The following is a 24,519-nucleotide window of genomic DNA, read 5'->3' as shown; positions in this document are numbered from 1 at the left end:
AGGAGACATTAATAATAAGTCATGTATTTCAAAAAAAAGTGTTTTGATCTTTTAGCACTGTATAGAATTCAATACTTGCTTGCTTGTAAAAGGTTCTTGTGAATTGACAAAACGACCCCAGATCAAATGTTTAATCAAGGAGCGTATTGTGTTTGGTAAATTGTTTATTTTGTTCGCTATCTTACCCATAGCCGAAATTGCGTTGTTAATTAATGTCGGCGAGCAAATTGGTGGTTGGAATACAGTCGCTATTGTTGTGGTTACTGCCTTTATTGGTGCTTATTTTGTACGACAGCAGGGGATTGCGACCCTAATGCAGGCTCAATCAAAGATGCAGTCAGGCGCTATGCCTGGGCAGGAGATGGCCGAAGGTTTATTGTTAGTGGTAGCCGGAATTCTATTAGTTACCCCAGGTTTTATAACAGATGCTTTAGGTTTTTTATTGGCACTACCCATTACTCGTCCATTTATTGCCAAAAGTTTACTTAAGCAAATTTCCGTTAACGTTGTAGCTGGCCAACCAGGTCAGGGGCAACACAGTTATTCTCACACCAGTTACACGCAAACCAGCTACTCAAATCGTGGTAATCAAGCAGATGGTGATATTATTGAAGGGGAATATGTTGATAAAGATGAGGCTGAGAACCGACCGAAAATCGATTCTCCATCAGACCGTTAACAGCTTAAAATTGGCGTTTTATTTTTGTTTCGCTTTGACGCCACCGGTTAACGCAATTCGCATGGCCTCTTCAACACCAATATCTAACTTAGTTATTTGCTGGCGTTTTACGTACAGGGTATAGCCACCTATTTGGTAACTAAGCGGAATATACACTCCGATTTTATCGTCGTCTTGGAAAATCTCTACTGCAACTTGGTCGGCAGTCACGAAGCCGATTAAATGCATGTCTGGTTTAATTTCTACTGAAACGACAGCTTTGGAATTTTCTTTATCGCTAATTTGAAATACTGTTAGGGTATCTCTTATGGCTCCATATACCGATTTGACTAGCGGTATTTTTTCAACCTGTCGGTTTGCAGTTGATACCATCCATTGCACAAAAAACAGATTAACCACAAGTCCAGTGAGTAAAATAACTGCGCAGGTTGTTAAAATTCCCATTCCGGGAAAATAGTATTCTTGTGGGACGTAGGGAAATAACAGTGCTTCAGCGCCCGACATAAACCAGTATATAAAATACAGGGTTAATGATAACGGTAAAATGGCGGCCAAGCCCTGAAAGGATAAAGACAACAGCTTTTTCATTAATTAACAACTCATAGTAGTAACGAAATACGGGGTATAATGACAGAGCTTCATCCAACTGGCGAGAACATAAGGATTAAAACAAATGAAAGCAGGTGTATGCCATATATTGGTCAAAGATAAACAGCAAGCGGAAGAACTAAAACGCCAACTTGCTAAAGGTGCCAATTTCCAACAACTGGCGAAAAAATACTCACAATGTCCTTCCGCTAAAAAAGGCGGCGATTTAGGTGAGGTGAAACCGGGGCAAATGGTTAAAGCGTTCGATAATGTGGTATTTAAAAAACCAGTTTTGACAATTCATGGCCCGGTAAAAACCCAATTCGGTTTTCATTTAATAAAAACACTTTATCGCTCGTAAACGCCTCAAATCCTTCAATTTGTAAAAAAATCGCAAAAAACACCACAAAAATAGATTTTTTTTAACATAAACCCTTGAAGTCAGTACGGCTATCCCCATCTTTGCTCGCAGACACTCATTCGAGTTGAGGTGAAAGCCGCAACTCACCCCCCGACGTTCGGGAATTTTAACTTTAAAATTGGAATTTTCAGGAGATTTGAAAATGGCAATCCGTCCTTTACACGATCGCGTTATCGTTAAGCGCCAAGAGCAAGAAAGTAAATCTGCTGGTGGCATCGTACTAACTGGCTCTGCGGCCGAAAAATCAACTCGTGGCGAAATCGTTGCTGTTGGTAATGGTCGAGTTTTAGATAATGGTGAAGTGAAAGCGCTTGACGTTAAAGTTGGCGACGTAGTGATTTTTAGTGATGGCTATGGTGTTAAAACCGAAAAACTAGATGGCGAAGAAGTGCTTATCATGAGCGAAGGCGACATCCTAGCGGTTGTTGAATAACAGCATAATCAATTAGACAGAATTAAGAGGAAATTAAACATGGCAGCTAAAGAAGTACGTTTTTCTGATGACGCTCGCAACAAAATGCTTGCAGGCGTTAACATTCTTGCTAACGCGGTAAAAGTTACTTTAGGACCTAAAGGTCGTAACGTTGTTCTAGACAAATCTTTTGGCTCTCCTACCATCACTAAAGATGGTGTATCTGTTGCTAAAGAAATCGAGCTTGAAGATAAGTTTGAAAACATGGGCGCACAGATGGTTAAAGAAGTTGCGTCTAAAGCAAATGACGAAGCCGGTGACGGAACAACGACTGCAACTGTACTAGCGCAAGCGATTGTAACTGAAGGTTTGAAATCAGTTGCTGCGGGTATGAACCCAATGGATCTTAAGCGCGGTATCGACAAAGCTGTTTTGTCTGCGGTTGAAGAACTTAAAAATCTTTCTACTAAATGTGCTGACAGCAAAGCAATTGCTCAGGTTGGTACTATCTCTGCAAACTCTGATTCAGAAGTCGGTAACCTTATCGCTGAAGCAATGGACAAAGTAGGTAAAGAAGGTGTTATCACTGTAGAAGAAGGCCAAGCACTTCAGAACGAACTAGAAGTGGTTGAAGGTATGCAGTTTGACCGTGGTTACCTATCTCCTTACTTCATGAACAACCAAGAAAATGGCACTGTTGAATTAGACAGCCCATACATCCTTTTGGTTGACAAAAAAGTCACTAACATCCGTGAATTGCTACCAACTCTAGAAAGTGTTGCTAAAGCATCTAAGCCGCTATTAATTATTGCTGAAGATGTTGAAGGCGAAGCTCTAGCTACATTGGTTGTTAACAACATGCGCGGTATCGTTAAAGTTGCAGCTGTTAAAGCGCCTGGCTTTGGTGACCGTCGTAAAGCAATGCTACAAGACATCGCTACACTAACTGGCGGTACTGTTATCTCTGAAGAGATTGGTCTTGAGCTAGAAAAAGTTCAACTAGAAGATTTAGGTACTGCAAAACGTGTTGTTATCAATAAAGACAACACTGTAGTAGTTGATGGCGCTGGTGACGAAGAAGCGATTAAAGGTCGTTGTGCTCAAATCCGTGGTCAAATCGAAGAATCTTCTTCTGACTATGACAAAGAAAAACTTCAAGAGCGTCTAGCTAAATTAGCTGGCGGTGTAGCAGTCATTAAAGTTGGTGCTGCAACTGAAGTTGAAATGAAAGAGAAAAAAGCACGTGTTGAAGATGCACTTCACGCTACTCGCGCAGCGGTAGAAGAAGGCGTTGTAGCTGGTGGTGGTGTTGCGCTAGTTCGTGCAGCAGCTAAATTCGCTGACCTAAAAGGTGACAACGAAGACCAAACTCACGGTATTAAACTAGCACTACGTGCTATGGAAGCTCCTCTACGTCAAATCGCATCTAATGCTGGCGCAGAAGCATCTGTAGTAACTAACGCAGTTAAAAACGGTACTGGTAACTTCGGTTACAATGCAGGTAACGACACATACGGCGACATGCTAGAGATGGGTATTCTTGACCCAACTAAAGTAACTCGTTCTGCACTTCAATTTGCAGCGTCAATTGCGAGTCTTATGATCACCACTGAAGCGATGATCGCAGATGCTCCAGCTGATGACGCTCCTGCTATGCCTGATATGGGCGGCATGGGCGGCGGTATGGGTGGAATGGGCGGCATGATGTAATAGATTTTTCTATTACCGCTTAATCTACTGAGTTTTTTGAAAGCCCGAATAGCAATATTTGGGCTTTTTTATTATTTGTTAATCAATATCTAATACCATTGTTGTTATGTATTAATTCGGACAAAGCGAAAACTATCTTCCCAACAAACCTACTGACTTCTTCGATACGAAACCGGACGTTAACATCAATGGATTTTTGAGCTGTTTTTAGTGTTCATAAAGCCTCCATTAAGATGGTTGTACTCCTCTTTAAAATGCAGTGATTGCAGTTAAATTGTCATTTATAACACTTTTCATACTAAAACAGTTGTCCTTACTACCGTGGTAAGCTTTAACCTCAGCTTAGTTCTACAATTCAATTAAGATGAGAAGCTTATGAATACAACTACACAATTCAAAATTGACGGTATGACCTGTGCTTCATGCGTCGGTCGTGTTGAAAACGCGTTACTCAAAGTGGTGGGCGTGACAAATGCTACCGTCAACCTAGCTACAGATACGGCAACGGTTCAAGGTACCGCCAGTCATAGTGAATTAATTACCGCTGTTATTGAGGCCGGTTATCAAGTGCCAGTAAAGGTAAAGCAATTTGGTATTGGAAAGATGAGCTGCTCCTCTTGTGTGAAGCGGGTCGAACAGGCATTGCTAAAAGTAACCGGTATGGTCAGTGCATCGGTAAATTTAGCCACCGAGCAAGTACAAGTAAGGACTTTATCCTTTGTAACCGATGAACAATTAGCCCAAGCCGTGACACAAGCCGGTTACCTTTTTATCCCGTTAAACAATGACAGCGTGATACAAAAAACCAATAAACATCAGCCTTTTTATACTAAAGCTTGGTGGCCCGTATTGGGAGCAGGTCTACTTACCTTGCCATTGGTGTTGCCGATGTTAGGCATGTTATTTGCGCAACAGTGGATGTTACCGCCTGTTTGGCAATGGTTGTTAGCTACGCCAGTTCAGTTCTATTTTGGCGCTCGTTTTTATCGTGCAGGCTGGGGGGCATTAAAAGCTGGCATGGGCAACATGGATCTTCTTGTTTCCATCGGTACCAGTGCAGCCTTCGGATTATCTTTATATTTGTGGTGGAGCTTTGATAGCGCTCATGGCATGCCCCATTTGTATTTTGAAAGTAGTAGCGCAGTAATCACCTTGGTTCTGCTGGGTAAATATTTAGAACACAAGGCAAAACGCCGAACAACTGATGCACTTAGAGCATTGGAAAATTTGAAACCTGTTGAGGCGACAGTGCAACGTTTAGGTAAATGGCAAAAAGTGGCCGCTTCATCAGTGCAATCTGGTGAAAAAGTAAAAGTAATACCGGGCGAAAGTGTGCCTGTTGACGGTGAGGTTTTACAGGGGCAGAGTCATCTGGATGAAGCGTTAATTAGTGGCGAATCGATTCCGTTAAGTAAAAAAGAAGGTGATATTGTCACGGGGGGATCACTTAACTTGGACGGTATTTTGGAGATCCGTGCCACTAATGTTGGTACCGAATCTACCTTATCTAAAATCATTGAACTAGTCGAGCAAGCCCAAGGAGCAAAAGCTCCCGTCCAAGCAATAGTGGATAAAGTCAGCAGTATCTTCATTCCTGTGGTGTTATTGGTCGCACTTACCACTTTATTGGTGACAGGTTTAGCGTTTGATGACTGGACCAATGGCATTCTCAATGCGGTAGCCGTTTTAGTTATCGCTTGTCCATGCGCACTTGGTTTGGCAACTCCGGCAGCTATCATGGCAGGCACTGGAACTGCTGCCAGATTAGGCGTATTGGTTAAAGATGCAGTGGCGTTAGAGCAAGCAAAAGAAATCAATTTAGTCGTATTTGATAAAACAGGCACCTTGACTCAAGGCAAACCTGTTGTAAATAAGATGACAGTCATCAGTGGCAGTGAAGAAGCTGTATTGCAGTTGGCCTATTCCTTACAAATAAATAGTGAGCACCCATTGGGCAAGGCAGTGGTTGAAAAAGCATTAACCAAAGGGACACAACCAATACCTGTCGATGAATTTCAGGTTGTCGCAGGTTATGGTGTCAAAGGCAATATTGCTGACAAGTTAGTATTGATGGGTAGTAGTCATTGGATGCAAGAATTAGGCGTAAAACTACCAACCGAACAAATAGAAATACTGGGTGCTTCTGTTTCTTGGTTGGCTAGTCAGCAACAAGATCAAATAACATTACTTGGCCTGTTTTGTTTTAGTGATAAATTGAAGTCTGATGCGCTGCAAGCTGTGAAGCTATTGCAACAACAAGGTATAAAGGTGGCTATGCTTACCGGTGACAATCAAGCGAGTGCAACATCGGTGGCGACAGAATTACAGTTAGACGATTTTAAAGCTGAGGTGCTGCCAGCAGATAAAGCAAAATATATTATGGAATATCAAGCGCAAGGTTATCAGGTTGCCATGGTTGGTGATGGCATTAATGATGCCCCAGCGCTAGCCCAAGCAGATTTGGGTATGGCAATGGCGTCTGGTACTGATGTTGCCGTTAGCGCAGCTTCTTTCACGTTAATGCGGAGTAAACCAAGCCTAGTACCCACGGCATTAATCATTGCAAGGATGACTTATCGTAAAATACAGCAAAATCTTTTTTGGGCCTTTATCTTTAACGCTGTGGGAATTCCACTAGCAGCCTTTGGTTATCTTGACCCCATTATCGCCGGTGCTGCAATGGCATTTAGTAGCTTATTTGTCGTCAGTAATGCATTGTTATTGCAACGTTGGACTCTGAAGGAGAAATAACATGGATAAACTTGTCACAATTGGCAAAGCCGCTAGTTTAACGGGGGTGTCAGCCAAAATGATTCGATATTATGAAGAAATTGGCGTATTGAAAAAAACGAGTCGCACAGATGCCGGCTACCGACTATATAATCAAGCACACATTCAACAATTGGGGTTTATCCGTCGTGCGAGAAAGTTAGACTTCTCCATGGCTGAAATTCAGTCACTACTCAAGTTCTGGCTCGATACTGACAGAGAAAGTCGTAACGTGAAACAACTTGCACTGAATCATTTACACGAGATTAATGAAAAGATACGTGAGCTTGAGAAAATGAAAGAAGTGCTACAGAAACTAGCGGATAAATGTGATGGTAATGATAACTCTGACTGCCCTATTTTAGAAGGCTTAGCTCAACTTTCATCCGAATAACGAAGGTGAATTGCAGTCAATATCTATAGTGAGAAAAGTTGGTTAATTGAATTGGATGTTACAAACCGATACTGTAATTTTACCCATTAAACTTGAACTTAGATAACGACCTCTTCAGGTATATATTTATCTCGATCCTTAAACAAAAAAACGCTGTTTTTGCCTGTGACTGAATATTGAATTTCACAACTGCTAACTTGCGCATTGCGCATCAAATAATGATTAAAGAACTTTGCATTGATCAGTTGAACTCACAGCTTAAACCAGCCCCACAAACGAGCAATAAATGTCGGTTAGTATTACACTAAATATCATCATGGTATTGCAAAGGGTAATGTCAGCTACCTGGCTAAAAGCCGTCCATTGAGAACGCTTTTAGTATCTAACGTATGTCTGCCATGGTGGCTAAAGCTAACTAATTATTAGGAAAAATATACTTCTGAACTAGAATTGCGTTGAAAACTGAAATAACGCTGTGAATATTAAATGAAACAAGAAGTAGCGAAAGGTTTTGAACAGCTAGCTGCGGGCGAATCGTCAAATCATAATGTCATGGATATATTTGAACAAGCTTCTCTTTCAGTAAATAAACAATCTGAAAGTAAGGGCGATAATGCCAACCTATAGGCTTTCTCCTATAGTAGAAGAAGATTTATATAAAATAATCGCTACGACAATTAGTTCATGGGTAATGAGCAAGCAAAGTCAGAGAGTCGCGAAGTCAATGTTATAGCACTGGGACATATGGATGTGATCCTGAGCCATTCACATACACATCTGGGCCATATACTTATACAGATGGGACATAGGGCAGGAGATTGTCGAATTGGGCGCACAGATTTTTGTGGATAGAGCCAATAAATTAGTGACTTTTTAAAATTCAGTTGGTTGGCTTTAGTCGTGAGTTGTTAGGAGTAAAAAGTCGAATATCACTTGTTTCCCATGCAACTAATTCAATCAAACAAATTGATAATCGCTATATGAGCAGCATTATGTAAGATCCCTTTATTTTTTAACAAAAACCCTGTGTTATTTTTGGTCAATTTTTGAAAGCTGATACCTAAAAGCCTCTAATTAGTGAAACATGGCCCCGTTATTCCTAGAAACCGCTCGTACCCATTTAACTGCTTATCAAGCTGGCTTAGATGCACTTTACTGATATTCATCATATTCACCTGAGCATAAGGAAAGACACGCTTTGATGTTGAGAGATGGATGGCTTTACCATAGTCAACCTGAAGCTTTTAACGATCCTTTTGATTGCAAGTATCACCTACGTGGCCAAATGCTCTTTTTGAAAATGATGAATTAGACGGTTTCCTTAGCGATATGCAATTGGTGACAGGTTTGAATTTCAATTTCATGCACAATGATGTGCTATCGAGAGCTACGGAAATTCTCAAGAATGATGTTGTTAAAGGGAAAATCAGGAATGCTCTAAACCACGAATACGTAAAGGTGAGAGTATGTTGTTTTACCTCTACCCATGATAATCAACTTTTCTGGTCTCATTATGCTGATTCACACAGAGGCTATTGCGTAAAGTTTGAAGTTTTAATTCAATGGCTTTATTGCTTAAACAGACGGTTTCAACATATCTGCCCCGCAGGTTTGTAGTTTTGATAGTTGAAGATGCGTGACTAGTAGGGTAAGCAGTATTGATAGAATGCAAAAAGGTCAGCAATGGCTGACCTTTGTTGTTAGTTAGATGTCGTTAAATTACTTTTTCAAACGACGACGGCCTGCGCCCATACCTACCAGACCTAAACCTAGCAATGCAATTGATACTGGCTCTGGAACGTCAACAGGATTGTCAACTGGGATGTCAACGTTATCTAAGCTATCACCCATGATGTAGTGATAGGTGAATGACTTTGATTCATCTGCCATCAAATCGCCTAAAGAAAAAGCTATACCAATGGTGTAATCGCCGTTGCCGTTATCCGCACCACTTAGGTAGAAGCTAGGATCTGTAGACCAACCGCTTGAGACACCAGTGTTATGTGCTACATCGGAATCAGAGTATAAACCAATGGTTAAACCTGTGCTTGTACCTTCAGCGTGAACCCAATCTTCGTTAGCATGACCGTTAATTGCGTCACCACGACCATTTTCGGTATGGTAAGAACTAAAGGTGTAAACATCTGGATCAGGATCAAGAACTCGTAAAAACTCAACGTCGGTTAGATCTTGAAGGGCAGTAATCGTTGTAGTCATAGAGATACGTTCAAAACTATCGTTGTAGTATGTGTCAGTTTCAACTGTGTAGAAGGTATCTAAAAATCCAGTCCAATTAACTGATTGATCATAACCACTTGTACCCGAAGTATCGGTCATAGAAGACGCAGTAATGCCAGAACCAGACGAGCCATATCCGTTTGAGTTATTGTTACCGTCGATTCCTGTTTCAGTTGAGCTAATGTAGAAACCTTCCATTGGCGTTCCTGGGGTCAGGTAGTCATCATTCGACCATGTAGCTGTTCCAGTTGCATCATGCAGGATGCCAGGAGAGGTTGAACCACCAGCACCTAAGGTACCGTTATCGCTTACTGCCGTTCGAACAAAATCACCTTCCATAATGATTGGTGAGGCGAAAGCGCTGGATGCAATACCAGAAGCGATCAAAGCAAGAGATATTTTAGACATTGACATTATTTCTATTCCTTTTTGAATTAATCCTAAAGTTTGCCCCTAAGGCCGAGCCGTTAAAGCAACTATTATGCCGAAACTCTAGATCCGCAAATTAAGCGACTTTACAGGGACTTAGCCGTCAATGAAGTTAGAATTTGTAAAGAATGTTGACAGTCATTTTCATCTTACTGAACAATATATAAACTACTGCAAACTGTAGACCGAATTATTGTCACACTTATTCACACCGCTAAGAATTCCGAAAGTCAGAAGCCATTATCAATTTGTAATTCTGAGTCATTAATTTGTACAGGAGGGGATAATACAAAGAGGCATTTTAGAGTGCGAAATTGGTTTAACGGAAAGTTGACCTTTACAAAATAAAGCTTAGTTATTATCGAATAGACCATTTAGGTTTTTGAGCTGCTCTTTTTGAAAGCGTAAAAGTATGTTTTCAAAACGAGACGATATTTACACTGCAATGCTCAAATTATACGAAACTTTATGTTGGAGATATTATTTTAAAAGCGAACGAAGCAATTCTGCCAATCAAGATAATTGATTTTTACTAGCTAAGGTCTAAGGTCAATAAAAGTAAGACTGATTGCTTGGGCTAGGGCGGTGTATTACTCTCTATCTTCCTATGCCAAACGCAGTCACAGTTTGGATCAGCAAAATTTTTAAGTCTAAATGATTTTAGGTCAGTGTTGTGAATGTTGGGCGCTAGGCAGAGATGCTTTTCGCCAGATAAGGAAAGACAACTTATGAAAAAGGTATGGCCACTGTGGCTGGGACTATTTGCTGGGGTAGCAGCTGTGGCTGCGGGCTTGTTAGTAGGAGCGAACCTGCAAGAGGGCTGGCAACTCGCTGCACGTTATACCGCGAGAGCGTCTTATCCTTTATTCCTGATTACCTTTATTGCTTCGTCACTCCCTCGACTACACAGGGCCCCTTGGACCATGGCTTTGCTTAGAGATCGTCGGTGGTGGGGGTTAGGTTTCGCTAGTTGCTTTTTCGTTCACCTTTTGGCGCTGCTGTATTATAACTGGTTGATAAACCAGTTTCCTCCTGTGGGACTTTTGGATCGCGGCGTATGGGCATACGCTGTCTTGCTTGCAATGGTGTTAACTTCAACCAATAGTGCACGTCGTCGTTTAGGACGTTGGTGGAATGTGCTGCATCGCGTGGGTATGTGGGGCTTCTTTTTTATCTTTGTATTTAGCCCATATTTTGATGCCCTACTGGCATTTAAAATACCTTCATTGAATCCATTGACCGATCCCTATGCTTATTTGGGGACTGCTGCGCTTGTAATCCGGATTTTAGCTTGGCGGCGCTCCCGAGTATAACGTCGACGTCGTGCATAGGCCTGTAGATTATTGTAGGTGATGTTCTAATTGAACATTATTTATGACAGTCTCGGAATTTATCGATGAACCACCTTATTGCCCTACCTTTGTTATTTATTCTCCAACCCATGAATACGGGCGTTACCGGTGCATCTTTAGCGATTGGTAGGGAAACTAACTCGCCCGCTTCCAGTTGCTTAATAATTCGGTGTGTGGGTAAAAAACCGATGCCCAGTCCTCTAATTTGAGCTGATATCTTTTGCTCTAACGAAGCTACGCGTAAAACGCTTTGTTTTTCAAATATCCTATGGGAAATTGCGGGGGATCTTATAGACGAATCTTTAATAATAATGGAATGAAATGGTTTGGTATCTTCTTCTGTTAAAGGTAGGTCGTATTCAAGTAAAGGGTGTTCTTTACTTACCACAAATTGCCAATCTACTACGCCAATTTCTTCAAAATTAATCCCTTGAGTGTTTATTCCAGGATAAGGTGCACCGATAACTAGGTCAGCTCTATTTTCGACAACGGCTTCCCAATTTCCGGCTAATACTTCTTCAGTGATATTAACTTCGACACCGGTTTTAAGCTTATAAAACTCTTCAATTAGGTTGTATAACTCATCAATATCATAAATCGTATCCACTGCTATATTGATGTGAGATTCCCAACCGCTGTCTACTTGCTTGGCTGTTTCTACAATACTTTGAGCAGCTTTCAGTAATTCTCGGCCTTGTTCGAGCAGCACCTTTCCTGCAGGTGTTAATATGGATCTTCGACCTTCTCGGCGATAGATTATGATCCCCAAGTCTTCTTCTAATTTTTGTACGGTATATGTAATTGTCGATGGCACGCGATATAAAGCTGCTGCTGCGGCGGCAAAGCTGCCTTTGCTATCTATTGCATCTAACACTTCACACGCCTCTAAAGATAATTTCACTCGTCCACCTATGAATCTTATTGTTCAGTAAATTCGAACATATTTGTCAATTTTACTTTATTTTTAATTGTTCATTACGGTTATAGAATAGCTTTACAGTTCGAAAAAACAAAACATTAAGTTGATTTGTATTATCAACTAGTTACAGACAGAGGAAATTAGAATGGAATTATTACATAGAGACGTATTACACCGAGGTGGGTTTGCAGGATTAAGAGAAACTCGTTTGGTTGTTGATAACAAAGTTGGCGGACAAAACGATACATGGAATGGACTGGGTAGCTTTGTTTATTTGGCTGATGCGCGCTTTTTACCTAAAGGTGAAACTCGCATGCATCCCCATAAGGAGCTTGATGTTATTACGGTCATGTTAGAAGGCCGAATAGAGCACCAAGGCTCTTTGCAAAACGGCAAGTCTATGCAAGCCAATCAAGTACAAGCTCAACGTGCTGGTGGAGAAGGTTTTGTTCACAATGAAGTCAATCCAGATAATTCTGAAAACAGAATGCTGCAAATATGGGCTTTACCTGAAACGAGCGGCGAACCAGCAAGTTACAAATTTTATGATCTTAAAAAAGATGAAATGACCCCTGTTTATGGTGGTGATAAATCGCAAAACGTCACACTGGATAGCCAGACTATTATTGAAATTGGTTTACTAAGTAAACATAAGAATGTCACCCATGAAGGGGCGTTCATGGCTTATGTCACCGGTGGTGAAGGGATCTTAAATGGGATTGAAGTAAAAGATGGCGATTTAATTCGTGATGAAAACTTAGATTTTACTGCGCTAAGTGATGAAGTGCATTTATCACTGATTTATTTAAATAAGGCTAATTAACAGCACTTAATCTAACGAAGATTAAATCTGCTTTGAGAACAGCCAAAAGTTACCTCTCATTTAACAATCAACCGAATACAATTTAGGACTTTGAAACCATGAAAAAAATACTTACCGTATCAGCAAGTAACAGTAAAAACTCAATTAACCGAACGTTATTAGAGTTGGCGTCGAGCAAAATCGAAGGGCATGAAGTTGCTATGCTGGATATTCGAGACTATCCAATGCCTTTTTTTAGTTTAGATCGAGAGCAAGGTGAAGGTTATCCAGAAACGGCTAAGCAAGTACGAGCGCTGTTCGCTGAATATGATGCTTTTATTATTTCTTCTCCAGAACATAACGGGTCAATACCTGCAGAGTTTAAAAATTTAATTGATTGGGTTTCCCGTTTAGGTGATTTACAAAATCCAATGTTTGCGACCAATAAGCCGGTATTGTTACTTAGCACTTCACCAGGACCTAGAGGTGGCGCAACTAACATTCAAACATTAGCGCAATTATTACCGTTTTGGGGAGCGGATGTTAAAGGTTCGTTTAGCCTAGGTAGCTTTTATGAGCACTATGTAGACGGAAAATTAAGTACTGAAAAAGACCAAGAGCTGACAAACACTGTAACGGCTTTTGTTAACGCCCTTTAAGTATTAACAAGGCGCTGGGTTAACACTCAGCGCACTATTCTTTGGCTAAAACAACAAAAGCTAATCTTCTTTATAGAAGATTAATAACAAGGCGGGTAATACCGTTAAGCTAATAAGCGTAGAGACCGTAATACCGCCTAACACAATGATTCCCACACCGCGATACAACTCAGAGCCTTCGCCAGGAATAAACACTAAGGGCGCTAATCCACAAAGGGTTGTCATAGTCGACATGATAATCGGCTTTAGTCTTGTTTCTAGTGCACCAATTACGGCCTGATAAGGTTTAAGCCCTGCAGATAAATTTCGACGACTCTGATCAACAATTAAAATAGGGTTATTGACCACAGTGCCTAATAAAATTAAGAAACCTAACATAGTGATCATATCAAAGGGTTGATGAAAACCGCCGGTCAATGAACCAATTCCATTGGTCATCACTAAGCCAAGTAAGCCGCCGGCCATTCCCAATGGCACGGTAGCCATAATAAATAACGGTTGCCCCCAATGTTTAAAAATAGCCACTAGCAGCAAATAACACAGAGCCAACGCGACAATAAAATTACTGCTCAATGCGTCACGTGTTTTTTCAAGCTGATCAGCGGCACCACCTATACTAATATTCACACCGGGCCGCAAATCGCCTTGTTGTTGTAGTTGCGGTAGCAGTTGTTCTCGCACTAATTGTTGGGCCCGTTCAAGAGCGATATCTCGCGGCGGAATAATATAAACCGTTACGGTACGACGGCCATCTATGCGACGGAGACTATCACTGTCTGCTTTTTCGTTTAGATTTGCCAATGCGTTTAACGGTAATATTCCCTGCTTAGTCACCACTGGTGCTTGCTCTAAACCAGCTAGCGATTGCTGATTACCTGCTTCTGAAAATATAAAAATATCCACTTTATCGTCGTCTAAAATCAGTTCATCAACATAGGCACCATCACTTAATGCTGCCACTGTATAACCTAATTCATCGGCCGACATATCAACTTCAGCAAGACGCTGCCAACGCGGCTGAATTTCAATTAAAGGCTGGTCGAGGGTTAACGATGAAGGTTCAGAGTCAATTTGTGGGTTATCAAATACTTCGCTTGCTAAGCGATAGATGGCATCGGCGGCGCGATATAAATCAACTTGTTCAGTGCCACTAATATCTAGCGCAACGGCGCGCGTGCCGCCATCGTTACTGGAGATTATCGAACCACGAGAGGAAAATGCGCGCATGCCCGGATAACTTTTGAACTTGTCAGTTATTGCTGCCATCATTTCATCAATATAGGCAGGATCATTGGGTTCACTTAAAAACCAAATATTGCCCACACCTATCGACATAGAGTAATACTTTAAGGAAGGTAAATTGGTTTTTCCTTGCTCAAAGTCACTTTTCGGTGCGTTTAAATGTGCATTAAAATAGGTTAATAGCTCATCACCAATTTTTTGCATATGACTCAAGTTATACCCTGGCGGTGCAATCATCATGGAAAATGCTTTGGGCTCTTCTCCCTCGGGCAAATATTCAGCCTCAGGCATCAACAGCCATGCGCCACCGAGCAAGCCCACCACTGCCAGTGCCACGCAAATTAAGCGCTGTCCCTTAGATGCCAGAAAACGAGAAATGAAACGGGGTAAACCCATAGGAGCAGCCATGATAGAGGTTTTCGACTCTTGTGTAGCAAATTTAGCTGACGCCGCTGGAACCACAAATAATGCTACTAACATAGAGGCAATAATCGCCGCTGAAATAGCAATGGCAACATCTGAATAGAGTTGTCCTGCTTCTTGTACAATAAATAAAATGGGGGCAAAAACTAATACAGTGGTTAATGTGGAAGCTAATACCGCTGGCCAAACTTCTTGCACACCTGTCATTGCCGCTTGCAGTTTTGATAACCCTCGACGTTTAGCTTGTTCAATGTTTTCCAATACCACAATGGTATTATCAACTGTCATACCTATGGCAAAGGCGACACCTGCTAATGAAATGACATTGATGGTTCGATCAAACAATAACAAACCTAAAAAGGCGGCAATGGTACAAATAGGTACGCCCATTACTCCGATTAGAGTAGAGCGGGGGCTTTTTAAAAACGCAAACATCACCAACGTTGCCAATAACGCCCCTAACGCGAGGTTGGTCCATACATTTTTAACCGAGCTTTTTACATATCGAACGTCATCACTCAATAAGGTTAGTTGCAATCCATTGGTTTCCAGTAAATCACGATTCAGTCTTTCCACGACTTGCATCAACTGATCTTTGATAGCCATAACGTTTGAGCCACTTTCACGGCGCACAGATAGCATTAGGCTGCGTTCACCATCGTTATAATCGATATTACGTAACTCATAATGATCAAGTTTCACAGTGGCAACATCTTTTAGTTTTACGGTGTTACCCTGCTGCTGTTCAATTACTAATTCTTCAAGCTCTTGTGCCGATTGAAAGCGCCCAACCATGCGCAATAAATACCGTCGCTTACCGCTATCAATATCACCGGCAGAGGCATCTAAATTTCGACTTCGAATTGCATCTCGGACATTGATTAAACTGATATTTCTACTGGCAAGCTTTTGTTGGTCAACAAGTATTTGTACTTGATATAAAGCGCCCCCACGTACATCTACTTTGGATATTCCGGTAACGCGCTCCATTTGAGGGCGGACATTGTCTTGGGCAAAATCCCGTAACATATCAATATCTATTTGCAGCGGATTACCGGCTAAAGGCTTTAAAGTGAAAAACATAAAGGCGTTTGACGAGAAAGAGCTGCTATACAGAACGGGTTGGTCTACGTTTTCAGGGTAGTTAGGCACTTGCGCTAACGCGTTACTGACATTGATCAGAGCTTCATTAACATCCGCGCCAAATGGGAACTCTAATTCAACCTCGGCTTCACCCGTTGTCGCGTAGCTCGACATGCGTTTTAAGTTAGGTAGCGAACGTAAATAACGCTCTTGCTCGATAAGTATTTCATTTTCTACATCTTGCGGAGTAGCACCAGCCCATTGAGTAACCACAGTGATGGTACGAACATCGAGATCGGGGATCATTTGAACCGGAATTTTAAATGCGGCAACAATCCCTAAGATACAAAAAATCATCACGGTTACAGCGACTAAAACCCCGTGTTTAACGGCGCCCTGTAACATTATTTCTCTCCCAATCTAGACACTACATTTACCGATTGTCCATCTTGAAGCAACTCATTACCTTGGGTGACCACCCATTGTTCCGCTTTCAACCCTTGTGTAATTTCAACCTTGCCGTTCATTCGAGCGCCTATTTTGACATTCTGTCTGTGTGCAACTCCATCATGTTCTATAAATACGCTAAAACCACCGTCCGGGTGACGTAATAAGGCGTCTCGCTCAATCACCACACTTTCTTGCGCGCTTTGAACTAGTGGAATATCTGCACTTGCTGATAAACCCACCTGCAGGTCAGAAGCGTTATCTAGCGCTAAGCGCAGTAAAAAACTGCGATTATTGGTGTTCACTACAGGCACCTTCGTTACCACTGTTGCGCTAAAAGTTTTTTCGGGTTTTGATGATAAATACACCTTAACCGTACTATTCACATCAACCCCATTAAAATGTTCTTGCGGCATGTATAAATCAAGCCACAATTGTTCATTGCTAACCAGTTCAAAAACACTTTGACCTCGGGTTACCCATTCACCCACATCAACCATACGTTCGGCGATAATGCCGTTAAAAGGGGCTAATAATTGGTGGTGATTTAATAGTTGCTGTTGATAAAACTGATTTGCCTGTGCTTCGAGTAAACTTGCTTTAGCACTGTTTAATGCTGTTTCACGGTCAGCAAGTTCGGTTTGCGCAAATAACTTTTTGTCGAATAAAGACTGTGCCTCGGTAAGGCGTCGTTGGGCATTATCAACGGCCACTTGCTCTCGCGCCAATGCGGCTTTATTTGCTTGTAATTGTGCTTTTACTAGAGCTGAATCTAAGTTAAGTAACGCTTCACCTTGCTGCACTTTTTCACCAGTTTCAGCGTAAATATGGGTGACAATTCCATCGGTTAACACTGAAAGGTTAGCATGACGCTGTGCTTTTAATGAGCCTGTTAGGGTGACTATAGGTGTGAGCTGCTGAGGTTTAACTTGATCTACAACCACATTCACAACCTGTTTTGCGGTCGATGGAAATACGCTAAAACAGAGCAAAAGACAGCACCAATAAAATTTATATGAATTCAAAAATATCTCCCTAAACATACATTTAGCAATGTAAATAAACCCTAAAAAATATAGCTAAAGCCACGTACAGGAACTAAATTAATTTGCTGACAACAACGAAAGGCGGCTACTCACTATAAGTCAGTCAAAGTAGCAAAAGCAATTGTTTTTGATAATGATTCTCATTTGTGAGTTGTTTATAAGGAGGTGCCTAATATATAAATACGGCATAAATTTTAATCAATACACCACTACGCTCAGCTGCACAATAGGGTCTTGGTTTCGGTTTTTTAAGTCTGCAGTTTCAAAAGGTATAAGTTGCTGCAAACCAAAATCTTGAATTGTCTCTAAATTGGCCAAATTGACTGTTTTCATCACCAAATAAGTAGTCGATACCTGAACGGAGTTTGAGTCTGTCAGAATAATCGTATGCTAGCTCAGGCCGCAACACCCCGTCTTTTTCATTAAGGGTGCCAATTAATTCCCCCTTAAAGAGCAAACGTCCATTTATAAAGGTACGTTGCGCCCGTAAGGTCAAGATGGTATCGGTTGCTGGGCGTACTAAACTGAAGTCTTCGCCATTTACATAATCGATAGCAAGCTGCCCATTAACAAACCACTGAGCGGGTGCGTTCCAATCAAGCCCTACGCCTGCTAACAGGCGTTTTGCCCGTGCAGATTGCAGCGGAATTTCACTAATAATATTGATAGATTGATCAGGAATGTAGGCAATTTCACCGCGTAGCACCGTTTCTCCCAAACTTAGATCATAGGTTGCGCCATAAAGAGTTCTTCGCTGATATGTTAGGGTAACCGTTGCGGGCTGATTAATTAATGGTTGCTGTACTAAAGTTAGAAGGGGATCTGTATCCGGTCCTCGAAACGTCAACAACGAAAGCTCGCCAGAACCAAGTGGACGAGAAGCACGCATTCCGAAAGTGGATTGCTCGAGGCTGGTATTGCGCTGTTCAGCGATCATCGCAATCGGTGTCGAGGATAGATTTATGCCTCCCGTAAAGCGAGTCGAATGAGTAAAAAATAGCGTGTTGATTTCTGCCTGCTGGGAAACTGTGCCATCCAAGGCAAATGAAGCATCTAGTTTAAATTTCCCCAGAGTATTGCGCCAGCGAGCTCCCCACCGAGCAATGCGTTGGGGTCTAACATCGGTCAGCACAAAATCGCGGCGCCGCACTGGGTCAAAGCGATCGGTAATTTGAATACCATCTAACACTCCCCAAGGAGTAACTTGCTTACCCAGAGTAAGCGTATGAGCACGCTCGCGCCATTGCACAAATGCACGGTCTACCTCGAAACGTGTATGTTTACCATCGAGCAAAGGCTTGCTAAGCGATGAGTAGGTATTTACCGTGCCTAAGCCAACGTCGTCATCTGCTGCTTCACCTCGTAGATCAAGGTATATGCTCCAGTTTCGGTTAATACGATAGCGTGTATCAGCGCTTATACTTAATCTCGCATGTTGTAGCTCAGCGTCATTCAGATTTAAACCTAAGCGGTATTCGACTTTTATTATGCTCGAAACAGATTGCGCAAAGGCCAAATTTATCTGGCAAACAAAAATGCTCAGCAAAACCAGGCTGGCTTTAAGCAGATTATTGTTTGCTCGCAAAAAAATGCTGTTCATGCTGAAGCTCAACTTTTATCTTCGAGTAGCATAAGTGGTGCTCCATAGGCTAACTCATCGGCAGTGAGCAAGTAGGTAGGCACCTGAGTAACCGCCCGCATATCGCTTATGATAATTTCGGTTTGATGTTGGAGTTGGGAATTGTCAATCGTAAAATGTGTTGCAGTCCAGGTTTCATCGATAATATCGAGGGCAACAACATTTACCTCTTTTAGGGGCGCATTGTCGCTATCCGTATATTCTATCTTGATGGGAAACCAGGTTTGAGAATCAATCTTTGCTCTAAAACTAGCGTAGCCAATTTCAGCTTTTATCAGCTCGTTTTTGGGTACTCCTTTGAGTTGGTAATAGGTCTTACCGTTTTCCACTGTCGACTCTCCTAAACTGAAGTCCCAATCTTCCAGTGCAAACTTAAAGTTGTCTTTAATGTCGCCATAACTCAAATCGGTGCCCATGAAGTAGTCTCCGCGGCTCGAAGAGGGAAGTTTTCGTACTCGATCAGTGGCAGGTAAGTAGAGCCAGTTTTGGTCCTGACTCGCGCTGTTGTCATGACTTAAAAAGCTAGTGTCACGCAGCCCTGCAGGTTCGGTAAAATAAATACCTATTTTGGTTCTTTCTGGCACTTGAGAGTGGACTACCAAGGCTGAGCGTTTACGCTCAGAACCTGCATTGTTACGCATAGTAAAATGCATAAACCCTACTCTGCTTTTATTTGACGAGCGATTAGCCACTTTTTCAGCAAGCTCAATTGCACTCATTTTAGTGCTGGCGTTCCCCTCATGGATGGGCATTAACAGCAAAGATAAAAGTGATATGACTACCAATTTTTGTAAGTATTTCATTAGTATGCTCCTTTAAATTTGGGTAATAGGGCGTGCTTTGTGAACAATGCATAAAGTGCAGGGATGACAAATATCGCGCCCATAAGACTGCCTAAAGCTGCCATGGCAACTAACGCGCCAAACCATTGCAGAGGTGGCGCAGAGCTTAAACAAACAACGCCAAGTGCAACGGCAAGGGCGAGAGCAGAAAATAAACAGGCTCTGGCGACGATTAAATAATTCCCTGAGAATGCATCCTCTATAGATGTGTTTTGTTGTCTGGCTTGATTGACGCTGTAAATTAAGTGAATGGCGAAGTCGACACCTAGGCCGGTAGAAATGGCGGCTGTCATAGATGTAGCTGGTGCAATATCGATGTTAAGTGCGCCCATAGCCGCGTACGTAAACAAGACGCCAGTGATAACCGGCACTAAACTCAGCAGTGCTTTGAAAAATGAGCGAAACATTATCAAAGCAGACATAAAAACAAATAAAATCGCCAGTCCAAGCCCGACAAAATGTGACTCTGCTAACAGCGACATCCAGCCAACGTTGACTGCCACTCTGCCGCTAACACTTGCTTCTAAACCTGTTTCTAAAGACCATCGTTTGGCAATGTTTTCGAAGTTTTGCACGGTATTTTTTACATTACTAAAACGATCTGTGCTCAGCTGCGCGCGGATGAGAGCGTGTTGATAGTTTAAATCTATCTCCTCATCAAAATCGCCGGGGTCGCCCGATGATTCATATAAAAACATATATTGTGCAGGGGCATTTTGCTTACTCGGAAAACTACCAATCGGCTCATCGGTGAGAACGTTATGCATGAGTGTCATGTAGTCAGCAACCGAGGTTGTTTTTGCTACAAATGCCTGCGCATTCAACTGTGCTTGCAAGCGCGCGATCGCTTTCATCGCATCAGGTGTTATCAAATCGTTTGAGGCGCTACCAGAGACCACTACATCTAAAAAATTCAAGCCCGATAAACGCTCATTTAAGGTGATATCAGCGATACGCACTTGCTCATTTTCTTGAAAATAATTTTGACGTTGGTAATCAAAATTTGCCTGCAATGCAAAATATCCCATAACCAACGTCAATACTGCCAATACACTCGCTGTGGTTGCAGGTTTTTGAGTCGCTTGTTGAGTGACATTTTTCAAACAGGCATCAACAAAGGTAAATTGGCTTTTTACTTGGTTTTCTTTTGCCTGTAGCTTGCTTAAAGCCATAATTGCAGGTAACGCGCTGATACTTAGCAGCCACGCCATGATTGCACCAAGAGCAGCCATCCGGCCAAATTCAGCGATGGGCTGCATAGTTGAACCTAGCGCTAAGCCGCAGAAACCAGCCACAGTAGTGACAGTCGTGAGTGTAATTGGTAAATAAGTATGATTGAGGGCATCAAGCAAATTTTGCTGACGGGTTTTGTGCCAATTTGTACGACACTTATGCAAAAACAGGGTTGATATATGCAGACTATCAGCAATGGCGATGGCCATGATAATTACCGGCAAAGCGGTTGTGATTAAATAATACTGCGCCCCCATCCAACCCATAAAGCCAATTGTTGTAGCGGCAGAGCCAGCGATCACGTAAAACGGGCCAATTAACCCACGTAGATTGCGCAGTGCCAACCAAACTATGAGCATGGCGACTGTCACTGCGACAGGTATAAACAACCGTGTATCGCTTGTGACCATTTGCGCCAAGCGTCCGTTCATTGAGGCTACGCCGGTAACATGTATAGTGATTGATGAGGTCGATTCACTATTCGCAATTGCCAATACTTGACGATAGGTTTCAGTGGCATGATTAGCATCATACACTGGGATAATTAGAGTTAATGTATCGCCATTTTTCGACGCCAATAGTCCTTTCATCATGCTCATACTATTGAGGCGCACAAAGGCTTGCTTTGCTGCATCCATGGTTAAAGGGCCTGACGGGACAATAGCTTCAACAAGCAGGTCACCCTGTTCACCACGTATCGCGCTTTCATTTAAGATACTAATAAAATTATGTTTTTTAACATTACTTAGTGCTCGGGCTCTGCTCTCAATTCGGCGTAGTGTTTCGATATTTTCAGGCGTAAACGCAGACCTATTTTTGGCAGCAACTAAACCCACTACAATAGGATCTTCTAATCCGAATATTTCGGCAGCTCGGTCTCTCGCGTAGGCAGCTGGATGATCCTGTGGTACGAATGCATCTACCGAAGATTCTTTATGCACTTTGCTAATTCCAAAGCCCATCGTGAGGATAAATATAAGTGAGATTAAGATTACCCGTTTGGGCTTTTCGATGACCCAAGCGAAGTAGCGAGTTGTATATGAGGATGTATTATTGTTGGAAGTCATAATCTTAGTCTCTTAATCAATTTAATTGATAAATATGCCTATCTCAGCGCTGTATTTTCGGTCGCTATTTAACTAAGCGTCCTGAGTGCACAAAAACGACACGACCTGTCTAATTTTTTTAATCTTTTGTCTTAAGTTCGCTCATTTGCAGTCGAAACTGAAGATGAGTTAGCTTCGATGACGGTCTAATATGTAATCAGTCACCTGCTGAATAACGAATGGATCTTTTAAAATATTGCGATGGCCTAGGCTTTGAGTTTTGATATATCGAGAGCCATCCCAGGCCTTTGCCAATTGGTCACCTACTTCTATTGGAATGAGTCGATCATCTTTATCGTGGATGAGTAAACCGGGAACCGGCACAGACTGAATTAAACGGGTAATGTCTGTCTTTTTTGCTTCCAACGCGTATCGTTTTTTCAGTTTTGTTAGAAGCTTATCCATGATGGCTTCGGGTAATCCGGTGATGGTATTGAATACTTGCAGATGGCTATCTAGGGATTTCATTGGCGCGATCAAACAAAGCTTACTAGGCAGTAACCAGGTTTGTGCGCGCAACAACAAGACGCTAGCAGTGCCGCCAAACGAGTGCGCCACTATGCCAAATGGTTTTCCGTATATGGAAATCACAAACTCTAAGGTGGCAGAAAAATCACCTAAGTGAGTAGCTTGATTGCTTGACAGTCCATGGGCCGGCATGTCGAAGGCTACAACCTTATACCCTTGTTGTATCAGCGGCGAGATAAAGGCTTTCATCACATTTGAGTTACTCTCCCAGCCATGCACCAGATATACAATTTTTTCTCCATGACCCCAACTGTGAGTTACAATGTGTCCATTACGATAAGCTATTTTTCGAGACTGCAATTGAGGCGGTAAATCCAGCAAATTATACGGGCGGCGTTTGCGTGTATTCGTGAAGTGGTAAAGCGCCACTTTGAGTCCTATTGGTGGTAACGCTGTGCAGCAAAATTTAAGCGCTAGCCGCTGGATTTTTTGCAATGCATTCAATGAAAAAGTCTTATCTTTAGCACCGTTGTCATACTCTCTAACATGTGTCATCGCGTTCTCCCTTTTACAATAAGGTTTACGAATTGCCTTCTAGTCTTTCAAACAAGGGGCTTGATGCTTGCCTCTGGTTATTTTCAGGCGTCCTATATCTATAAGCGCTAGTCAATTTCGAAAACGACAAAATATTTTTAAACGAATGAATTAATTATCTATTTTTTTGAAAAGCGGCCAGAAAAGTGAGAGCAAGGAAAGTGAAAGCGAATCACATCTTGACGATGAGAACACAGATATATTTGCTTAACGTAAAACAATGGGAGTATATTTGAACAGCTATTTGCCTGTATTTAACGCGATTTTTGGGCACAAAGTAGACAGGGTTAAAGCGTTATCGCTTTTCTGGAAATAGATTCTTCACATGGGTGAATTGATATGCCAGTGGCACTTCACAAGGGCAATATAACTGAGCTTCTATACCAATGGCAGGAGGGCGATGAAAACGCCCTGTCTGAGGTCAGTAGTATTGTGTACGCAGAGCTAAAAAGGCGTGCAAAAGCTCATATGCGCCAAGAACGCCCTGGCCACACTCTCGAAACCGCGGCACTGGTCAACGAAGTCTTTTTGAGCTTATTCGATGCTGATGTCAGCTTTGCCGACCGGCAACACTTCTATAGTTTGGCCAGTAGAACAATGCGTCGCATTTTAGTTGACCATGCGCGCAGCATTGGCCGCTTAAAACGGGGTGCTAACGGCATGAAAATCACCCTAAACACCGAGTTTTTAAGCGCTAAACAGGATGTAACCCAATTTCTGTCTCTCAATAGTGCTCTAGAGGGGCTGGTGAAGCTTGATAATCGCAAGGCGAATATTCTTGAGTTAGAGACATTTGCCGGATTAAGTATTCAACAGATTGCTGATTTGTACGCACTTTCAGTCAGAACCGTGGAACGTGAATTGAAGTTTTCGAAGGCGTGGATTTGTAAAGAGATGACGTAAACCTTCATCGCATTATTGGTAAAGCTTTTTATTGTCTCCTCAAATGCCATAGAAAAAATTTTGGGATTGGCAAGTTGGGCCGCTTATGTTCGCCGAGTTTAGCGAAAATATATCAAGTAGA

20 protein-coding genes are annotated in these 24,519 nt (G+C 42.0%); 11 read left to right on the top strand and 9 right to left on the bottom strand.

Features of this window, described 5'->3' with window-relative positions:
- Positions 1 to 148: 148 nt before the first annotated feature.
- On the top strand, positions 149 to 679 hold the full coding sequence (locus VUI23_RS20100; RefSeq protein WP_303500324.1) for an FxsA family protein: 531 nt from the start codon (positions 149 to 151) through the stop codon (positions 677 to 679).
- A gap of 18 nt (positions 680 to 697) precedes the next feature.
- Here the strand turns inward: VUI23_RS20100 and VUI23_RS20095 are convergent, their stop codons facing one another.
- On the bottom strand, positions 698 to 1,267 hold the full coding sequence (locus VUI23_RS20095; RefSeq protein ID WP_216047864.1) for a DUF502 domain-containing protein: 570 nt from the start codon (positions 1,265 to 1,267) through the stop codon (positions 698 to 700).
- Between the two features lie 85 nt (positions 1,268 to 1,352).
- On the opposite strand from VUI23_RS20095, the gene VUI23_RS20090 reads away from it, so the two are divergent.
- The 6 genes from VUI23_RS20090 to VUI23_RS20065 all read left to right on the top strand — a co-directional run bounded on the left by VUI23_RS20090 (position 1,353) and on the right by VUI23_RS20065 (position 7,600).
- Positions 1,353 to 1,628 carry a peptidylprolyl isomerase gene (locus VUI23_RS20090; RefSeq protein ID WP_342805723.1) on the top strand — a complete coding sequence of 92 codons (276 nt, stop codon included), beginning with the start codon at positions 1,353 to 1,355 and terminating at the stop codon, positions 1,626 to 1,628.
- 202 nt (positions 1,629 to 1,830) lie between these two features.
- Positions 1,831 to 2,121, top strand: coding sequence for a co-chaperone GroES (locus tag VUI23_RS20085; protein ID WP_216047866.1), 291 nt, complete (start codon positions 1,831 to 1,833; stop codon positions 2,119 to 2,121).
- 39 nt (positions 2,122 to 2,160) lie between these two features.
- Complete coding sequence (groL, locus tag VUI23_RS20080; RefSeq protein WP_216047867.1) at positions 2,161 to 3,810, top strand: chaperonin GroEL; 1,650 nt, start codon at positions 2,161 to 2,163, stop codon at positions 3,808 to 3,810.
- A 375-nt stretch (positions 3,811 to 4,185) separates the two neighbouring features.
- Positions 4,186 to 6,561: a heavy metal translocating P-type ATPase gene (locus VUI23_RS20075; RefSeq protein WP_342805721.1), complete on the top strand. Its 2,376-nt coding sequence runs from the start codon at positions 4,186 to 4,188 to the stop codon at positions 6,559 to 6,561.
- 1 nt (position 6,562) lies between these two features.
- A complete protein-coding gene (gene cueR, locus VUI23_RS20070; RefSeq protein WP_216047879.1) occupies positions 6,563 to 6,973 on the top strand; it encodes a Cu(I)-responsive transcriptional regulator in 411 nt (136 codons plus the stop codon).
- 486 nt (positions 6,974 to 7,459) lie between these two features.
- Positions 7,460 to 7,600, top strand: coding sequence for a hypothetical protein (locus VUI23_RS20065; RefSeq protein WP_216047880.1), 141 nt, complete (start codon positions 7,460 to 7,462; stop codon positions 7,598 to 7,600).
- A gap of 1,092 nt (positions 7,601 to 8,692) precedes the next feature.
- Here the strand turns inward: VUI23_RS20065 and VUI23_RS20060 are convergent.
- On the bottom strand, positions 8,693 to 9,625 hold the full coding sequence (locus VUI23_RS20060; protein ID WP_342805719.1) for a PEP-CTERM sorting domain-containing protein: 933 nt from the start codon (positions 9,623 to 9,625) through the stop codon (positions 8,693 to 8,695).
- A gap of 743 nt (positions 9,626 to 10,368) precedes the next feature.
- Here VUI23_RS20060 and VUI23_RS20055 point away from each other — a divergent pair.
- A complete protein-coding gene (locus tag VUI23_RS20055) occupies positions 10,369 to 10,953 on the top strand; it encodes a ferric reductase-like transmembrane domain-containing protein (protein ID WP_342805717.1) in 585 nt (194 codons plus the stop codon).
- A gap of 55 nt (positions 10,954 to 11,008) precedes the next feature.
- On the opposite strand, the gene VUI23_RS20050 is transcribed toward VUI23_RS20055, so the two are convergent.
- The gene (locus VUI23_RS20050; protein ID WP_342805715.1) at positions 11,009 to 11,893 is read right to left on the bottom strand and encodes a LysR substrate-binding domain-containing protein; all 885 of its coding nucleotides are present in this window, start codon (positions 11,891 to 11,893) and stop codon (positions 11,009 to 11,011) included.
- 163 nt (positions 11,894 to 12,056) lie between these two features.
- Here VUI23_RS20050 and VUI23_RS20045 point away from each other — a divergent pair, with 163 nt between their 5' ends.
- Together VUI23_RS20045 and VUI23_RS20040 are read left to right on the top strand one after the other, a co-directional pair.
- On the top strand, positions 12,057 to 12,734 hold the full coding sequence (locus tag VUI23_RS20045) for a pirin family protein (protein ID WP_342805713.1): 678 nt from the start codon (positions 12,057 to 12,059) through the stop codon (positions 12,732 to 12,734).
- 98 nt (positions 12,735 to 12,832) lie between these two features.
- Positions 12,833 to 13,372: an NAD(P)H-dependent oxidoreductase gene (locus VUI23_RS20040; RefSeq protein WP_342805711.1), complete on the top strand. Its 540-nt coding sequence runs from the start codon at positions 12,833 to 12,835 to the stop codon at positions 13,370 to 13,372.
- 60 nt (positions 13,373 to 13,432) lie between these two features.
- On the opposite strand, the gene VUI23_RS20035 is transcribed toward VUI23_RS20040, so the two are convergent.
- From VUI23_RS20035 to VUI23_RS20010, 6 genes are all read right to left on the bottom strand, one after another.
- On the bottom strand, positions 13,433 to 16,525 hold the full coding sequence (locus VUI23_RS20035) for an efflux RND transporter permease subunit (RefSeq protein ID WP_342805709.1): 3,093 nt from the start codon (positions 16,523 to 16,525) through the stop codon (positions 13,433 to 13,435).
- Complete coding sequence (locus tag VUI23_RS20030; RefSeq protein ID WP_342805707.1) at positions 16,525 to 17,592, bottom strand: efflux RND transporter periplasmic adaptor subunit; 1,068 nt, start codon at positions 17,590 to 17,592, stop codon at positions 16,525 to 16,527. Before VUI23_RS20030 ends, VUI23_RS20035 begins: the two co-directional genes overlap by 1 nt.
- 283 nt (positions 17,593 to 17,875) lie before the next feature.
- A complete protein-coding gene (locus VUI23_RS20025; protein WP_342805705.1) occupies positions 17,876 to 19,213 on the bottom strand; it encodes a DUF1302 family protein in 1,338 nt (445 codons plus the stop codon).
- A gap of 8 nt (positions 19,214 to 19,221) precedes the next feature.
- Positions 19,222 to 20,055, bottom strand: coding sequence for an outer membrane lipoprotein-sorting protein (locus VUI23_RS20020; protein ID WP_342805703.1), 834 nt, complete (start codon positions 20,053 to 20,055; stop codon positions 19,222 to 19,224).
- Positions 20,055 to 22,394 (bottom strand): MMPL family transporter, encoded by a 2,340-nt coding sequence (locus VUI23_RS20015; protein ID WP_342805701.1) that lies wholly within the window; start codon positions 22,392 to 22,394, stop codon positions 20,055 to 20,057. The genes VUI23_RS20020 and VUI23_RS20015 overlap by 1 nt, the downstream gene beginning before the upstream one ends.
- A 168-nt stretch (positions 22,395 to 22,562) precedes the next feature.
- Entirely contained in the window at positions 22,563 to 23,456 is an 894-nt protein-coding gene (locus tag VUI23_RS20010) for an alpha/beta fold hydrolase (RefSeq protein ID WP_342805699.1), read from the bottom strand.
- A 378-nt stretch (positions 23,457 to 23,834) separates the two neighbouring features.
- Between VUI23_RS20010 and VUI23_RS20005 the strand changes: the two genes are divergently transcribed.
- Positions 23,835 to 24,398 carry an ECF-type sigma factor gene (locus VUI23_RS20005; protein ID WP_342805697.1) on the top strand — a complete coding sequence of 188 codons (564 nt, stop codon included), beginning with the start codon at positions 23,835 to 23,837 and terminating at the stop codon, positions 24,396 to 24,398.
- The last annotated feature ends 121 nt before the right edge of the window (positions 24,399 to 24,519 follow it).

The organism is Alteromonas sp. M12 (assembly GCF_037478005.1).
Taxonomy (GTDB): Bacteria; Pseudomonadota; Gammaproteobacteria; order Enterobacterales; family Alteromonadaceae; genus Aliiglaciecola; species Aliiglaciecola lipolytica_A.
The sequence above is the reverse complement of the archived record's forward strand: the minus strand, read 5'-3'. Positions and strand labels throughout refer to the sequence as shown.

What these genes read in the sequence shown, in the direction of transcription:
- VUI23_RS20095 (WP_216047864.1), bottom strand. Translation starts at nt 1,267, where the DNA reads ATGAAAAAGCTGTTGTCTTTATCCTTTCAGGGCTTGGCCGCCATTTTA.
- VUI23_RS20090 (WP_342805723.1), top strand. Translation starts at nt 1,353, where the DNA reads ATGAAAGCAGGTGTATGCCATATATTGGTCAAAGATAAACAGCAAGCG.
- VUI23_RS20085 (WP_216047866.1), top strand. Translation starts at nt 1,831, where the DNA reads ATGGCAATCCGTCCTTTACACGATCGCGTTATCGTTAAGCGCCAAGAG.
- groL (WP_216047867.1), top strand. Translation starts at nt 2,161, where the DNA reads ATGGCAGCTAAAGAAGTACGTTTTTCTGATGACGCTCGCAACAAAATG.
- VUI23_RS20075 (WP_342805721.1), top strand. Translation starts at nt 4,186, where the DNA reads ATGAATACAACTACACAATTCAAAATTGACGGTATGACCTGTGCTTCA.
- cueR (WP_216047879.1), top strand. Translation starts at nt 6,563, where the DNA reads ATGGATAAACTTGTCACAATTGGCAAAGCCGCTAGTTTAACGGGGGTG.
- VUI23_RS20065 (WP_216047880.1), top strand. Translation starts at nt 7,460, where the DNA reads ATGAAACAAGAAGTAGCGAAAGGTTTTGAACAGCTAGCTGCGGGCGAA.
- VUI23_RS20060 (WP_342805719.1), bottom strand. Translation starts at nt 9,625, where the DNA reads ATGTCAATGTCTAAAATATCTCTTGCTTTGATCGCTTCTGGTATTGCA.
- VUI23_RS20055 (WP_342805717.1), top strand. Translation starts at nt 10,369, where the DNA reads ATGAAAAAGGTATGGCCACTGTGGCTGGGACTATTTGCTGGGGTAGCA.
- VUI23_RS20045 (WP_342805713.1), top strand. Translation starts at nt 12,057, where the DNA reads ATGGAATTATTACATAGAGACGTATTACACCGAGGTGGGTTTGCAGGA.
- VUI23_RS20040 (WP_342805711.1), top strand. Translation starts at nt 12,833, where the DNA reads ATGAAAAAAATACTTACCGTATCAGCAAGTAACAGTAAAAACTCAATT.
- VUI23_RS20035 (WP_342805709.1), bottom strand. Translation starts at nt 16,525, where the DNA reads ATGTTACAGGGCGCCGTTAAACACGGGGTTTTAGTCGCTGTAACCGTG.
- VUI23_RS20025 (WP_342805705.1), bottom strand. Translation starts at nt 19,213, where the DNA reads ATGAACAGCATTTTTTTGCGAGCAAACAATAATCTGCTTAAAGCCAGC.
- VUI23_RS20020 (WP_342805703.1), bottom strand. Translation starts at nt 20,055, where the DNA reads ATGAAATACTTACAAAAATTGGTAGTCATATCACTTTTATCTTTGCTG.
- VUI23_RS20015 (WP_342805701.1), bottom strand. Translation starts at nt 22,394, where the DNA reads ATGACTTCCAACAATAATACATCCTCATATACAACTCGCTACTTCGCT.
- VUI23_RS20010 (WP_342805699.1), bottom strand. Translation starts at nt 23,456, where the DNA reads ATGACACATGTTAGAGAGTATGACAACGGTGCTAAAGATAAGACTTTT.
- VUI23_RS20005 (WP_342805697.1), top strand. Translation starts at nt 23,835, where the DNA reads ATGCCAGTGGCACTTCACAAGGGCAATATAACTGAGCTTCTATACCAA.